Genomic DNA, 13,582 nt, shown 5'->3' on the forward strand with positions numbered 1-13,582 from the left:
GGAGGACGCATGAAGAAGCTGGTGAACGACCCCCGCCATGTGGTGCAGGAGATGCTGGAAGGGCTGGTGGCGCTGAACCCGGCCCAGGCCCTGCTGGAGGATGAGGATGTCGTCATCCGCGCCGGGCTGCCGGAACCGGCGCGGCGCAAGGTGGCGGTGATCTCCGGCGGCGGGGCGGGGCATGAGCCGGCCCATGCGGGCTATGTCGGGGAGGGGATGCTCTCGGCGGCGGTGACGGGCGATGTCTTCACCTCTCCCAGCACCGATGGGGTGCTGGCGGGAATCCGGGCGGTGGCGGGGCCGGCCGGGGCGCTGCTGGTGGTCAAGAACTACACGGGCGACCGGCTGAACTTCGGCCTCGCCGCCGAACTGGCACGGGCGGAGGGCATTCCGGTCGAGATCGTGGTGGTGGCCGACGACGTGGCCCTGCGCGCCACGGTGGAGCCGGAGCGCCGGCGCGGCATCGCCGGCACCGTGCTGGTGCACAAGCTGGCCGGCGCCGCGGCGGAGGGAGGCCAGTCCCTGTCCGAGGTGGCGCGCCTGGCGCGCGCGGCCGCGGCGGAGATCGGCAGCATGGGCGTGGCGCTGGGCGCCTGCACCGTGCCCGCCGCCGGGCAGCCCGGCTTCACGCTGGGCGAGGAAGAGGTGGAACTCGGCCTCGGCATCCATGGCGAGCAGGGCGTGGAGCGCGGTGCGCTGCGGCCGGCGGATGGGCTGGTGGAAACGCTGCTCGCCGCCATCCTGGAGGATCGCGGCCTGCGGGCGGGGGAGCGCCTCGCGCTGCTGGTCAACGGGCTGGGCGGCACGCCGCCGATGGAACTGGCCATCGTCGCCCGCCGCGCCCTGGCCCTGCTGCGGGAGCGGGGGCTGGTGGTGGAACGGGCCTGGGCGGGGAACTTCCTGACCGCGCTGGAAATGCCGGGCTGCTCGCTGTCCCTGCTGCGGCTGGACGAGGCGCGGCGGGATCTCCTGGACGCGCCGGCCCGCGCCCCGGCTTGGCCCGGCGGCGGGCATGTCCCGTCCCACCCCGCCCTGGTCCCGGCCCCGGCCGGCAAGGATGCCGCGGCGGAACGCCAGCCCGGCCCGCTCTCCGGCCGGCTGAAGCAGGCCGCCCTGGCCGCGGCCGAGGCGGTGGAGGCCGCCGAGGCGGAGCTGACCGCGCTCGACAGCCGGGCCGGGGATGGCGATCTGGGGATCAGCCTGGCACGCGGCGCGGCCGCCATCCGGGCCTTGCCGCCCGCTGCCTTCGCCGATGCGCCGGAAGCCCTGGCGCGGATCGGCGGCGCGCTGCGCCGGGCCATCGCGGGCAGTTCCGGCCCCTTCTATGCCACGGCTTTGCTGCGCGCGGCGCGCGACCTGCCACCGGAGCCTGGGCCGGCCGATTGGGCCGCAGCCTTCCGGCGTGGCGTGGCGGCCATCGCGGAACTCGGGGGCGCGAAACCCGGCGACCGGACCATGCTGGATGCGCTGCATCCGGCGGCGGAAGCCTTCCTCGCGGAACTCGAAGCGGGCCGGCCGGCGCCCATGGCCTGGGCCGCCGCCGTCCGGGCCGCCGAGGCCGGCGCCGAGCAGACCACCCGGATGCGGCCCCGGTTGGGCCGGGCCAGCTATCTCGGCGAGCGTGCACTCGGCGTGCCCGATGCAGGCGCCGCCGCGGCCGTGGTCTGGCTGCGTGCGCTGGCCGCCGCACCGGGCTGAGACGGCATGGCGGCCGCAGGGAATGCCCGGTGGAAGGTCATCTCCGGCCGGCCACCTCGCCCAGCCGCACCGAGGTCAGGGCCAGGAAGCACAGGGCGGGCAACGTCGCGGGATGGGCCGGGATCTCCCCAGCCCTTTTCGGATGAGCAGGGCGCTGGGAGGCCGGTGGTGGCGGGCTTGCGGACGCGATGGTCAGCAACGCCGAGTGGGATGACCCGGCCGATGTGAAGGCGATGTTCCGCTCGGCGGATTTCGTGGGCGACAGCCGGGTGGTCTTCGACATCGGCGGCAACAAGTTCCGCCTGATCGTTCGCATCGCCTATCGCTATCGCCGGGTGCTGGTGAAGTTCATCAGCACTCGCGCCGAGTGCGGCAGATCAACCTGGAAGGTCTTCCAGGTTTGGTGGGAAGCCCGCGATGCCATGCTTGCGCTGTGCGCCAATGTGGGTTCTGCGGCCGCCGGACAGGCCGCAAAACATGAGCTCCCATCTCCCGGTGTCCCAACGGATTCTTGGGAACAAGGACCGGTTGTGGCCCAGAATTGTAATAAATATCAGTTAGTTATCGCGCTTCGCTGGCGGAGAGGGTGTCCGCCCGGACGATAGGTTCTAGGCCGCCTTAGGGCGACACGGGAAGTTGCGTCCCCTAATCGGTTCCCCAATGGACCGTTTGTCCAGTTGATGGCCCGTTCTGTCCAGGCCAGCCCGCGCGCCGCTCGCCATTCTGTCCAAGGCCGGCCGCCTGCATGGCAGCGTCGCACTACATCAGCCGTTAAGCCGCATGGCTTCTCTGTCACGCGAGGCTATTACGCGGCATTATTGCACACGAATCGCAGGTAGGACGGATGGCACGGACAGGGGCAGCTAGGCAAGGGAGGGCAGAGACGGCGGGCGCTGCCCTGCTGCACCGTCAACGCGCCCTGTCAGCCGTGGCCGATGCGGCCAGCGTAGAGGCGGCCCGCGCCGTCGCCCACGCCGCCGCAGTGGCGTGGTGGCAGGCGAGTGCCAAGGCGCATGGCGCCAGCCGGCTGGCGCCCGTCACTCCCCCGCCGGGCTGGCGCTCGCCGAACTCTCGCCCTTCACCGTCGCCGATGCGCGCGCGTTCGGGCATGACCTTGCCCGGCTGCCGGTGCCGGAAGCCGTCGCCGCGCTCGGCCGCCTCTACACGCAAGCCCTGCCGCCAGCGCACCGGACCCAGCACGGCATCTTCTACACCCCGCCCGCCTTGGTCCGGCGCCTGTTGGACAAGGCGGAGGCCGCTGGCCATGGCTGGCGCGGCGGGCGGGCGATTGATCCCTCATGCGGGGGCGGCGCCTTCCTTGTGGAAGCCGCCGGCAGGATGCTCGCCGCGATGGACGGCGCCGAGCCTGCCATTGCCCTCGCCGCGCTCGGCTCCCGGCTGCGCGGATGGGATTTGGACGGCTTCGCCGCATGGCTGGCCAATCTCGCGGTTGAGGCCGTGGCACTGCCCTTGGTCGCCGCGTCCGGCCGCCGGCTGGGGAATGTCGCGGAGATGCGCGACGCGCTGTCCGATTTCGAGGATGCGGCCGGGCTGCACGATTTGGTCATGGGCAACCCGCCGTTCGGCAAGGTGAAGGACACGCCCGAGACGCGCGCCCGCTTCGGCCGCAGCCTGCACGGGCATCCGAACCTCTACGGGCTGTTCACCGATCTTGCCGTGCATCTGGCGAAGCCGGGCGGCGGGATCGTCGCCTATCTGACACCCGCGAGCTTCCTGGCCGGACACTACTTCAAGGCGCTGCGCCGGCTGTTGCACGAGCACGCGGCGCCCGTGTCGATTGACCTACTCGAAAGCCGCAAGGATGCCTTCGCGGACGTGCTGCAAGAGGTAGCCCTTTCGACGTTCCGGCGCGGCCGTGCCGAGCGCAGCGCGACATGCGCCGTTGTGCTCGCCGAGCGCGGCGCGCTCACGGTGCAGCCGACAGGCGCCTTGATCCTGCCGGACGATCCCGAAGCGCCGTGGACCCTGCCGCGCAGCGCCGATGATGCGGCCTTTGTGCAGCGCATGCGCGAGATGCCGGCGCGCCTCGCCGATTGGGGCTATGCGGTGTCAACCGGCCCGCTTGTGTGGAACCGCCACAAGCCCCGGCTGCACACCAAGCCGGGAAAGAACCGCGTCCCCATCGTATGGGCGGAAGCAATCACGCAGGATGGACGCTTCGTCCTCAAAGCGACGAAGCGGAACCACGCGCCGTGGTTCGAGCCTAGCAGTCCCAATGACCCGAACATCGTCACGCGCCCTTGCGTGTTGGTGCAGCGGACCACGGCGAAGGAACAGCACCGCCGGCTTATCTCGGCGGAGATGCCGGCCGAAGTGATCGCGCAGCACGGCCGCATCACGGTTGAGAACCATCTCAACATGGTGTTGCCCATCGTCGCCAAGCCGAAGGTGCCGGTGTCCGCCGTCGCCGCCTTCCTCGCCACCATGACAGCGGATCGCGTGCTTCGCTGCATCAACGCATCTGTTGCCGTGAGCGCATCCGAACTCGAAGCCATGCCCCTACCCGCCGCCGATAAGTTGTTAACCGCGCTCGCGTCGCCCGATCCAGAGAAGGCGGTCGCCCGCCTCTATGGTGCCGAATGAGCCTGCCGCCGCTGATACCCTGGCAGGACGTTCGCGAACGGCTGTTGACGATCTTCCCCGAAGGCACACCGGATCGCGGATACCTGATACGCGAGATGACGGCGCGAACGGTGTTCACCGCGCTCTATGTCGGCGCCGTCGCGGGTGCCGATTTATGGATTGCACCCCGCCATGTCGTGCGCATGAGCGATGCCCAGGCCGCGCAGCAAGACGACGCGGCACGCGGTGCCTACTACGTCGCGATGACAGCGGCGAAGGCGCCTTCCCGGAAGGCCGCTGGTATGCCGAGAACACGCGCGAGCCGTTGCGGGATGAAGTGATCCGGCAAGGCTTGGTGCGCGTCAATGCGATGGTGGAGCGCAGCGGGCTTGCCACCACGTCGCCGCTCGGCCGCTACGCCCTGCAAGCCGACTTCGCTGCGCTGTTCCTCCCCGGCATGGATGCGCCACAGATCGAAGCGGCGGCAGCGGAATGGCGACGGCGGAACCTCTCGGCCGCTGCCCTCGCGCGCGCCGCCTTGGTGCGGAACAGTGCCAGCACCGCAAGCGCCAACATCACCGTGCAATGCCCCGGCGGGCCGTCCATCATCCTGCCGCCCGGTCCAAGCCCCCTGATTACCAAGGCGGTTGTGGAAGTCTTCGCGCCGGCCTTCCTCGGCAATCCGCGCGTGGCGTGGATCAGTGATAGCGCCAACAAGATGCCTTTCCGTGACGCGCCGCTTGAGCGTGCGCTTGGCATCACCTTGGACGCCGCGACGATGCTGCCGGACGTGGTGCTTGTGGACCTCGATCCGCCCGGCCGCGCTGGCGAAGTGCTGTTGGTGTTCGTGGAAGTCGTGGCGTCCGATGGCCCGGTGACTGAACAGCGGCAGCGTCAGATTTTGGAAATGATTGCGTCCGCGCCTCGTGCCTACCAACCGGAGCATGCAGCCTTCGTCACCGCGTATATGGATCGCGGTGCCGATCCCGCGCGGCGCGCCATGCCGGCGCTGGCGTGGCGTTCCTTCGCGTGGTTCGTGTCGGAGCCTGACAAGCTGGTGCAGATGCACGATGGCAGCACGGCCGCGCGCAAGCTGTCCGCGTTGCTTTGAGGGGCAGCGGATGGCGGGACACCGTGACCTTCGCCAAGTCAAGAGCTTCGTCCGCGCCGCCCTCGAATGCAGCGTGTATGTTGCGCCAGCCGCTCCGGGACTGACGCACTCCGAACTGTTGGAAGTCGGGCAAAGGCTTGGCTACCAGCCCGGCGAGATCAACGACGCGCTTTCAGACATCAACACGTATGAGAACGAAGGACCGCGCGGGCATCTCATGCCGGACTTCGCTGCCCTCGCGTTCTGCCTCGATTTTCACACTCCGCAAGAGCCGGATTTCCGCAACCGGCAGGCGGTTGATTTCGTCATCACGCAGATGAGTGATTGCGCGCGCACTGCCGGCAGGGACCGGGCTGCGATTGAACGAAGCGTGCTTGCTGAACGCGCCGTTCAGGAAGGCATTCCCCGACACGATATCGACGTGGCGATTACGTTGATGGTGCTCAGAAACATCGTGCAGTTGAAGGCTGGCCTTGTCAGCTACCCGCCGGGCGGGAGCCGCTATGCGTCGCCGAGTGAGCAACGGCGCCAGGGCGGAGGGCCGCGCGACGTGATGCGTCGCACGGACAGCGCGAGGGCACATCCCGTGGTCAAGGATGTCATTGCGCGACGGGGAGACGGCCGCCCGTCATCGTCAGAGCCATTAGACGCATTCGCCGACGAACTTGAGCGTCTTGGCTACGGTGCATTCCGCCTTTGGTGGACGCAGATTGTCGCGGAGCTTCGGCAGTGCAGCGCGCAGACTTCGCCATTGGCCGCGACGGCGCTAGCCGCCGCGTTGGTAGAGGGCGCACTAACCTTCATCGTGAAGCATGCGCGCGGGCAGAGCGGCGGCGGCCCGATGGGATCGAAGACTTTTGACGAGCCGCCCCACCGATGGCGCATTGACGATCTTGTTGCCAGCGCCGCAGCCGGCAGGGATGCGGCGATCTTGGATCAACTGACGCGCACGCGCGCAGATAGTCTCATCCGCTTCCGTCAGCGCATTCATGCAGGGCGCATGCTCGCCGACTTTCCAAGCGGGCCGCCGGACCTTCGGCCGGAGGAAGCACGTGATGCGAAGGCGACGGCAGACGTGGTAGTGCGGCAAATCCTAGATTGGCTAAGGCGGCACGCTGCGACATGAGCAGCCCCGCCGCCAGATCGCCGCTTGCAAGTGCGTGGCTGTTCTGCGCTTCGGCGTTCGGCATCTTCGCGCCGCACGTGTCCTTCGCGCAGAGCGGTAGCACGCCCGCGTTCTTCCGGGCCGATAGGCTATATGAAGCATGCCGGCAAGACAGCCCAACTTGCACCACCTACATCATGGCTGTCACGGACGCTGCCGCAGTGGCCGGCGTCTCGGGTGTCTGCATTCCGGCAGGCATATCGGCTCGGCAGGCAATCCTGTCGTTCCAGGGCTACGCAGCGCAGAACCCAGCCAGCCTCAGCGGGCCAGCGGCGCAAGTCGTGCTCTTGTCGCTCGCCGTAACCTTCCCGTGCCGCGCGAACTGAGCGCAGGCAGTAATGATGCGCTATATCGGCCGTATCCACGTCCGAAATCGACCAGCGAGGATTACTCATGGCTCAATACGCAATCGCCTTTGACCTTGACACAAAAGGTATGCGGGCTTCCGGCATGACCGCGAGCCAAATCACTGCCGTCTATCAGACGGAGATACCGAAAGCCTTGGCCACCTGCGGCTTTACCGCGCATCCTCAAGGATCGCTCTACCACACCGAAGCCGAGCAAAATCCAATCACTGCAATCATGAAGTTGCAGGGCTCTTTGAAAGCCGGTGCGCCAACCTTCTGCCGGTGGGTGCGTCGCGTCCATGTCTTCCGCATGGAGGAGTGGAGCGACGTTACTTCCTTGATCGCGCAGCGTGAAGCGGCCGAGGGACCGCCTGAGGCCGAGGAAGAATTGGAGGAACAAGAAGCGGCAGATGCCGCGCAGAACTGAGAGATAGCTCGCCCGGTGAAGCGGCCAGAATATGCGCCACGCGCACCACGCCATTTTGTGTAATCGGACTGTGCGATGGCGGGAGACGGGCCGCGCATTTCGTCCACTGTGGACGTGGTGTCGTGGTGGGCCAGGGAATGAGCGTGGAAGGCGCTCCCCATAGGCGCGTGGGGTCTGTGGGACGAGGCGAGCGGGTATCGGCGAACCCCCTCCCCCGGCCCTCGCGCCATTCGAGGGGGAGGGTGGTCAGGCGCCAAGCACGCGCCGCCCGCCAGCCCGCCGCCGGCCAGGGCAAGGCGGCGGCTGCGGCGCACCACCCGGAGCGGACGCGCGCCGCAGCACCACGACGAAGCAGGAAGCAGCTACCGCCCGCGCCGCCGCGTCGCGGCCTTCGCCAACGCGATGATGAACGCCGGGGAGCGGTCCAAGCCATTCGCGGTCACGTGGCGCTTGATGGCAGGGGATCGCGCGACGATGCCTTGATAGAACTCGCGAGCCGCCGCCATCTGGTCCTCGTAGCGGTCCCCGAAGTGCTGGCGCAGGGCGGCATCTGCGGCTTCGATGCTCGGCGCCTGCCATGACGGATGCGCCGCCCTGACAGCGTGCTTCCACGCAAGGTCAACCTCCGCCCTGGACAGTCCGGCCGCGTGCAGCGCCGTGGCGGCTTCCTGACGCTCGGCGCGGGCTTCGGGTGTCACATCGAAGCCGGCGGCTTCCACGGCGGCCGGATCGTCCGGCAACGCCATGATGGCTTGCACATCCTGAACCGATCCGGGCGGCGCGTCATACATCAACGCCGCGCCGTTCAGGGGTTCGGGCGCATCGGGCACGCCCTTGGGCTGCACGGGCAGCGCGGGCGGGCGCTCGCCCCACTGCGAACGCGGGTGCGGCGCGGGCGCCTGTGCCGCCTGCGCAGGATCGGCGGGCGCTTGCGCGGGTGCGGGCGCAGCGGGTGCGGCCGGAGCCGTCGCGGCGGGTTGCCGCTCCGCAGCCGCCGCCGGGGCAGCGGGCGACGCGGAAGGATACATGCGCTGCGCCGCCGAAATGCTGCCGTCAGACATGTTGTGCAACCTCCATCGAATGAGACGACTTCCGGGGACGGCCGCGTGTCGTGCTGCGCAGGAAGCGCGGCGGCGCAGTGCCGGCAGCTATCGCGGCACGGAACGCGGCTTCCGTCTTCGGGCCGGCCGGCGGCAGGCGCATCGCGTCAAGCAGCCCGTGGTGGTGCAGCCATAGGCGGATGCGCCAGCCGATGGACGCGGCATTTCGGCCGGTGCGGGGGCGGCCCGTCGCGCGGTGCGGGCGGCGCGTCACGCGAGCATCGCCGACATGTCGAGTTCGCCCGGCATCGTCTCCGGCCTGGACGCTTCGTCCACGCTGGCAAGCAGCCGCGCAATGGTCGCTTCGGCATCCGCGACGGCGAGTGTGGCGAGCCTGTCGATTGCGGCGCGGGCGCCGCGTTCACCGCGCCGGCATCGCGCCACGTCAGCCTTGAGGCGCATAGCCTTCCCGCGCAGATCGGCGATGATGGCATCATGATCGCGCAGCGCACCGGCCACCCTCTCGCCACCACGAACACGGGCGATCAACGGCAGGGATGCCGCCTCCGCGTCTTCCAGCGCCGCGATAAGGTCAAGCGCGGCGTCAATATGCGCGCTCGGGCCAATGGTGGTCCGGGACGCATAGACCGCCCGTGCCAGATCGGGGCGCGACAGGTTGTCCAGGGCGGCACTCATGGCGCGCTCAGTTCGTATTGTCGGCGGGCTGGCGGCCGGCCGCGTGCTCGCGCGTCGCTTCGGCAACCGCTCGCGCGATGGACATGGACGCGGTGGCGATGGCGTCGGCAATGCCGGCCGCCGTGCCTTCGGGGATGCCCATGGCGCCGAGTTGCCGGGACACATGGGCCGTGAGAAGCGGATTGGACACTGTGCATACCTCCTAGGCGAAATCACTTCGGGACAGCGTGGCCGGCATGCCGGCCGGGTTCATCGCGCGCGGTGTTCGGTCGGGGGCGGCGCGGGCAGGCGCGTCACGGGCTGTGCGAGCATCGCGGCTTCGGCCGCGCTGCGCGCGTCGCGGGCCGCAGCCTCGTGGGCCAGATCGTCCGGGCTGCGCGGAGGCGTGGCCGCGATGGCGTCCCGCATCTCGCGCAGGGCGCGCGTGGCGCTGTCCGCCGTCGCGAGGGCCACGGGCGAGCCGATCCCGTGCAACCCGAGTTCCGGCACGTGCGGGCCGCCGTCCATGTAGCGGCTGGGCATGTAGCCGCTATCCGCGTCCAGAAGGCCGGCCACGCACAGCTTGCCAAGCAGGACATCAATGAAGCGGCCCGCATTCGGAACCGGCTGGTGCAGATGCCACGGCATCGGCGCGATGCCGGCCCGCGCCGCCGCCCGCTCCGCATTGCGCGTGAGGGTGGCAATGGCGCTCACGAGGAACGCCATGGCGTCGTCCACGCGCCCGGCCTGCGCCAGCAACGTCCCGTCGATATCCGCCAGTGCGGCGGCATGCTGGGCATACTGCCGCTGGTAGGCGCCTTCCGCGCGCTCGGCTTCCAGGCGCGGCGCGAGGGCCGCGCGGGCTTCCTTGGCATCCTCGATTGCCGCCGCGGCTTCCGCGAGGCGCGTGCGGACGTGCTTCCGTTGCGTGTCGTTCACCGGCATGTCCGCCAGCTTGCGGCGGAGCCGCGACACGTCCTCCGCGTGCGTGTCGATCCACGCGGCAATCTCGGCGTCTTCTTCCTCCGCCTTGCGCGCGGCCGTGGCGAAGGTGGGGGCGGGAGTGGTCATGCGGGCTTCCTTTGTAAGAACGGATTAGGGGACGCGCGCGAAATCGCGGCGTAAGCGGCCTGTTTGTCATCCATCCCGGCGGAGGACCTATCCGCTATGCACGGCCGCAGGCACGTGGCGGGGTGGTTCGCCGCGCGGATCACGACAGGAGTTCCCGGAGCCATGCCGCATCGGCGGCGGCTTGGGCTTCGTCCGGGGCGGGCGCTTCTTCGTCGCGCGGCCGGCCAATCCGCCTGAACGCCGCGTCCAGTTTCGCGGCCAGCCCTTCCGCGCCTTTCGGCGGCGGCGGGGTGGTTCCCGGTCGCGGGGTTTCCAGCGGTGCCGCCAGCGCAGCCGCCTTCATCCTCAGTTCGATGGGAAGGCGTGCGTCCTGATACAGCGTCCGAAGCAGCGTCAGGGCCGTTGCGCTGGCCGGGCCGCCATCGGGTGTGATGCCGTCCAGGGCAGCCCGCGCAGCCGCCTCCGCGATCTTGGTGGCCACGTTCTTCGCGCCCGGCGGGCGCCCGCGCTTCCGGGGCGCCGAAGGGATCGGCGCAGCGTCGGGTGTGGGCAGCGGCGGGGGCGGATAGGTCACGGCGCTACCTCCCGCCGGGCGCAACGCCCCGGCTGTTGGCCCTTCGCGGCACGGCGCGCCGGCAGCCCCGGATGCCGCGAGGGCACGGGAACCGCCGGGGGTGAACGCCGCGAATGTTGATCCGATGTAGTCATGAAGTCGATGAGATACGAATAAACAAAGCGCCGTCAAGCAATAATCGGCTGTCGGTAGGAAGTATTATTGAGACATTTTGTCGCGTTGCACGTCAAACTATCTGTTCTAAAGTAACGTCATCCATTGTTATCCAAACTGATGCGCTATCTACAATCTGTCCAATCTGTCCCTTTGGATTTTATACGAACCACCACCCTTGGCTTACATACTTGGCATTCTGTCCAAAATGCCCGCCTCAACAGAATGCGGGTTCCCCCGCGAAGTGCCCGATTTGACCAAGCTGCATCGGAAGGGGCTCGGGTGCAGCGCAGCGCAATCGGGGTGCAATGCACCGGACTGCACCACGCGGGGTTAGGGTGCAGCAGGTGCAGGGGGGCTATGCCCTGCGCTTGCTGCGCCCCGCCTGCGCCCCCAGCCTCCACACTCTGGACAGAAGGTAGAGATTTCAGTGAGGCGCGCTCGGGGGCGTCGGAATGGACACAATGCCGAAGTCCGCCTTCCTCAATGTCGGGCCGCCGCGCATGCTCCCGACAATGGCGGATGCATGCGCCTGCGACACAACGGCGGCTCCGGGGTTCTCCATGGCAAGCCGAGCGTCGCGCACATCGGGCCGGCTGTTGAACTCGACAGGATCGCCGTCGCCCCAGCCATACACGATGAAGCGTTCCGTGCCCGGCTCGCGGTAGAGCCTGCCCTTGGCTTCCAGCGTCGCGACGGCCGTTCGATATGCGCGGCTGCGCCCCTTATCCGTCTCGGCGTCCAGAACGCCCCGCGCCGCCGTGCATGCCTCTTTCAGCGTGTCGCACGGAATGGAGGGCAGCGGGTCGCCAGGGGCGGCGTTCGGCGCGCGAAGCGACATGGCGATGCGCACCGCCTCGCCGTGGACCTTGGCAGGGTTGCCCTTGATTTGCGCGTCGCGCTCAGCGCGCATCTCCGCCGCCGTCATCTCCCAGCATACAACCGTGGTGATGCGCTCGCCGTCGCGATCCTTGCCCAGCGGCACAACCTCATTGCGGAACTGAACAGCGGCTCCCGCGCCATCGCGGATTTTGCCGCCGGAACCGCCGCCCCACCATTTGGCGCTGACGGTGCCCGTCTCGGCGTCCGGTTCCACGAGCACGCCCCAATCAAGGGCACCGAGAAGCGAGCCGTGACCGCGCGGCGTGCCGCCATGGTCCTTCGCGACGTGATGCACGAGGATCACGGCCGCGCCCGTGGCGGCCCACATCTTCGCAACCTGCACGACGCGGCCCATGCCGGTGTTGCTGTTTTCGTCCATGCCGGGAAAGGCATCGGCGAGCACGTCAAGCACGACAAGGCCGATGCGTTCATCCTGCACGATTTGCCTGATGGCTTCGGCGTCGCCGCTGGCATTGAAAAGGTCGGGCGTCGCGCCGATCAACAGAAGGTCGGGCGTGTCGCCGTGCTGTTGCCGCAGCGCGCGCAGCCGTCGCCGGATACTCCGGGGATTTTCGGACGCGATGTAGAGGGTGCGCGTAGCCGTCACCTTCCGCCCGAAGAACTCGCGGCCCTGCGCAACGCACATCGCGAGATGCGACGCGAAGACGCTCTTGCCGCTGTTGGGCGGGCCATAGACGCAGTTCACGCTACCCGGCGCCAGCGCACCCTTGACGATGTAGGCGCCATCTTCCTCCGCCTCGCAATCGGCCAGCGTTTCCAGCTTGAACCGCGAGCGCGCGGACGCCACGCGCTCCGCCGCCAGGGCATCGGGCGAGATCAGGGGCGGCGGCTCCGGCACGGTGATCCCACTGAACAGAACGTCCGGGTGCTTCGCGCCACTGGCATTCTGCGCATAGGCGTAGGCGTTGCCGATCCGCATGTGCAGATCGTCGCCGGCCACGTTCGAGGCGGCGCCCCAGGCGGCCATGAGGCTGCGGCACATGACTTCCGAAATGCCGAAGTCGCGCACCTTGCACGCCAGCTTATAGGCCACTTCGCTGCGCTCCCCGTCGATGGCCGGAGGCGTCGCCGCGATGGCTTGGACCGCGAGCGCGATCCCGCGCGCGTTATCCTCATCAACCAACATCTCTTGCGCATTGGTAGCGCGCCCGCCCGGCGGCTTGCACCGCGACACGACTTCGCGTGGCGCCTGCGCCATCGGCTGGTCAATCTCGAAACGGTAGGGCACGCCACCAATCGTGCTGCCCGGCGCGAGCACGTAGCCATGATGGCTGCGGATATCGAGGCCGGCGCCAAGCGCGCCTTGGTTCAGCGCGACATTCGCGCCCGTGTAGTAGAGATGCAGCCCGCCCGAGGGCGAGCGCACCGCGAGGGTATCGAAGCCGCCATACAGTGCGAACCACAACGCCATGCCGTCGCGGTCGTGCTTCATGTCGATATCGACAACCACCAGATCGGTTGTCAGTACACCGATGTTGAACTCTTGCGAGCCCCACCACGAACGGATCGTGGCTTCATCCGAAGATGCCCATTCGGTCCATCCCTCCCACATCGGCTTCTTCGCCCGGCGCGCATTGCCCTCGCGGCCGGGTTCGTCAGCATGGCAAGGGAAGACCCGGTAGCCCCGCCGCGCCCATGCAACGGCTGCTTCAACTTTCGACACGGCCGCAGCCCTCACAGTTCGGGCCAGCACGCACCGTCGCGGCACCAGTGACGCGCGCCTATCGTCTCGGGTTCCGGGCGAGAGACAGGAAGCAGCGCCGCCGATCCTCGCCACGCGGCGGGAGCCGGCGGTTTCGTCAGGCGGCGTGCTCTTGCTCGCTCGCCTTCTTCGG

The 13,582-nt window shown here is 68.6% G+C and carries 14 protein-coding genes; 8 read left to right on the plus strand and 6 right to left on the minus strand.

The features are described from left to right. Nucleotides 1-9 precede the first annotated feature (9 nt). The 8 genes from MVG78_RS06040 (at nucleotide 10) to MVG78_RS06075 (ending at nucleotide 7,331) form a co-directional block, all read left to right on the plus strand. The gene (locus MVG78_RS06040) at nucleotides 10-1,698 is read left to right on the plus strand and encodes a dihydroxyacetone kinase family protein (RefSeq protein ID WP_247559080.1); all 1,689 of its coding nucleotides are present in this window, start codon (nucleotides 10-12) and stop codon (nucleotides 1,696-1,698) included. Between the two features lie 188 nt (nucleotides 1,699-1,886). Then, entirely contained in the window at nucleotides 1,887-2,303 is a 417-nt protein-coding gene (locus tag MVG78_RS06045; RefSeq protein WP_247559082.1) for a type II toxin-antitoxin system HigB family toxin, read from the plus strand. Between the two features lie 385 nt (nucleotides 2,304-2,688). Continuing rightward, nucleotides 2,689-4,302, plus strand: a complete 1,614-nt coding sequence (locus tag MVG78_RS06050) for an HsdM family class I SAM-dependent methyltransferase (RefSeq protein WP_247559083.1) — start codon at nucleotides 2,689-2,691, stop codon at nucleotides 4,300-4,302. Then, the gene (locus tag MVG78_RS06055) at nucleotides 4,299-4,622 is read left to right on the plus strand and encodes a hypothetical protein (RefSeq protein ID WP_282615056.1); all 324 of its coding nucleotides are present in this window, start codon (nucleotides 4,299-4,301) and stop codon (nucleotides 4,620-4,622) included. The genes MVG78_RS06050 and MVG78_RS06055 overlap by 4 nt, the downstream gene beginning before the upstream one ends. Beyond that, nucleotides 4,607-5,392, plus strand: coding sequence for a BsuBI/PstI family type II restriction endonuclease (locus MVG78_RS06060; RefSeq protein WP_282615057.1), 786 nt, complete (start codon nucleotides 4,607-4,609; stop codon nucleotides 5,390-5,392). Before MVG78_RS06055 ends, MVG78_RS06060 begins: the two co-directional genes overlap by 16 nt. A 10-nt stretch (nucleotides 5,393-5,402) precedes the next feature. Continuing rightward, nucleotides 5,403-6,518: a hypothetical protein gene (locus MVG78_RS06065; RefSeq protein ID WP_247559085.1), complete on the plus strand. Its 1,116-nt coding sequence runs from the start codon at nucleotides 5,403-5,405 to the stop codon at nucleotides 6,516-6,518. After that, nucleotides 6,515-6,883, plus strand: a complete 369-nt coding sequence (locus tag MVG78_RS06070) for a Rap1a/Tai family immunity protein (protein ID WP_247559087.1) — start codon at nucleotides 6,515-6,517, stop codon at nucleotides 6,881-6,883. Before MVG78_RS06065 ends, MVG78_RS06070 begins: the two co-directional genes overlap by 4 nt. Before the next feature lie 67 nt (nucleotides 6,884-6,950). Next, the gene (locus tag MVG78_RS06075; protein ID WP_247559089.1) at nucleotides 6,951-7,331 is read left to right on the plus strand and encodes a hypothetical protein; all 381 of its coding nucleotides are present in this window, start codon (nucleotides 6,951-6,953) and stop codon (nucleotides 7,329-7,331) included. A gap of 362 nt (nucleotides 7,332-7,693) precedes the next feature. Here the strand turns inward: MVG78_RS06075 and MVG78_RS06080 are convergent, their stop codons facing one another. From MVG78_RS06080 to MVG78_RS06105, 6 genes are all read right to left on the minus strand, one after another. Next, complete coding sequence (locus MVG78_RS06080) at nucleotides 7,694-8,392, minus strand: hypothetical protein (RefSeq protein ID WP_247559091.1); 699 nt, start codon at nucleotides 8,390-8,392, stop codon at nucleotides 7,694-7,696. A 249-nt stretch (nucleotides 8,393-8,641) separates the two neighbouring features. Continuing rightward, nucleotides 8,642-9,067, minus strand: a complete 426-nt coding sequence (locus MVG78_RS06085) for a hypothetical protein (RefSeq protein ID WP_247559093.1) — start codon at nucleotides 9,065-9,067, stop codon at nucleotides 8,642-8,644. 7 nt (nucleotides 9,068-9,074) lie between these two features. Next, a complete protein-coding gene (locus tag MVG78_RS06090; protein ID WP_247559095.1) occupies nucleotides 9,075-9,257 on the minus strand; it encodes a hypothetical protein in 183 nt (60 codons plus the stop codon). A 59-nt stretch (nucleotides 9,258-9,316) separates the two neighbouring features. After that, on the minus strand, nucleotides 9,317-10,117 hold the full coding sequence (locus MVG78_RS06095) for a hypothetical protein (RefSeq protein ID WP_247559097.1): 801 nt from the start codon (nucleotides 10,115-10,117) through the stop codon (nucleotides 9,317-9,319). Between the two features lie 139 nt (nucleotides 10,118-10,256). Then, nucleotides 10,257-10,691: a hypothetical protein gene (locus tag MVG78_RS06100; RefSeq protein ID WP_247559099.1), complete on the minus strand. Its 435-nt coding sequence runs from the start codon at nucleotides 10,689-10,691 to the stop codon at nucleotides 10,257-10,259. A 580-nt stretch (nucleotides 10,692-11,271) separates the two neighbouring features. Continuing rightward, nucleotides 11,272-13,410: an AAA family ATPase gene (locus MVG78_RS06105; RefSeq protein WP_247559100.1), complete on the minus strand. Its 2,139-nt coding sequence runs from the start codon at nucleotides 13,408-13,410 to the stop codon at nucleotides 11,272-11,274. Nucleotides 13,411-13,582: the final 172 nt, after the last annotated feature.

Origin of the sequence: Roseomonas gilardii subsp. gilardii, assembly GCF_023078375.1 — a bacterium.
GTDB classification, from domain to species: domain Bacteria; phylum Pseudomonadota; class Alphaproteobacteria; order Acetobacterales; family Acetobacteraceae; genus Roseomonas; species Roseomonas gilardii.

Coding starts and splice junctions, on each gene's coding strand:
- MVG78_RS06040 (WP_247559080.1), top strand. CDS start 10: ATGAAGAAGCTGGTGAACGACCCCCGCCATGTGGTGCAGGAGATGCTG.
- MVG78_RS06045 (WP_247559082.1), top strand. CDS start 1,887: ATGGTCAGCAACGCCGAGTGGGATGACCCGGCCGATGTGAAGGCGATG.
- MVG78_RS06055 (WP_282615056.1), top strand. CDS start 4,299: ATGAGCCTGCCGCCGCTGATACCCTGGCAGGACGTTCGCGAACGGCTG.
- MVG78_RS06065 (WP_247559085.1), top strand. CDS start 5,403: ATGGCGGGACACCGTGACCTTCGCCAAGTCAAGAGCTTCGTCCGCGCC.
- MVG78_RS06070 (WP_247559087.1), top strand. CDS start 6,515: ATGAGCAGCCCCGCCGCCAGATCGCCGCTTGCAAGTGCGTGGCTGTTC.
- MVG78_RS06075 (WP_247559089.1), top strand. CDS start 6,951: ATGGCTCAATACGCAATCGCCTTTGACCTTGACACAAAAGGTATGCGG.
- MVG78_RS06080 (WP_247559091.1), bottom strand. CDS start 8,392: ATGTCTGACGGCAGCATTTCGGCGGCGCAGCGCATGTATCCTTCCGCG.
- MVG78_RS06085 (WP_247559093.1), bottom strand. CDS start 9,067: ATGAGTGCCGCCCTGGACAACCTGTCGCGCCCCGATCTGGCACGGGCG.
- MVG78_RS06095 (WP_247559097.1), bottom strand. CDS start 10,117: ATGACCACTCCCGCCCCCACCTTCGCCACGGCCGCGCGCAAGGCGGAG.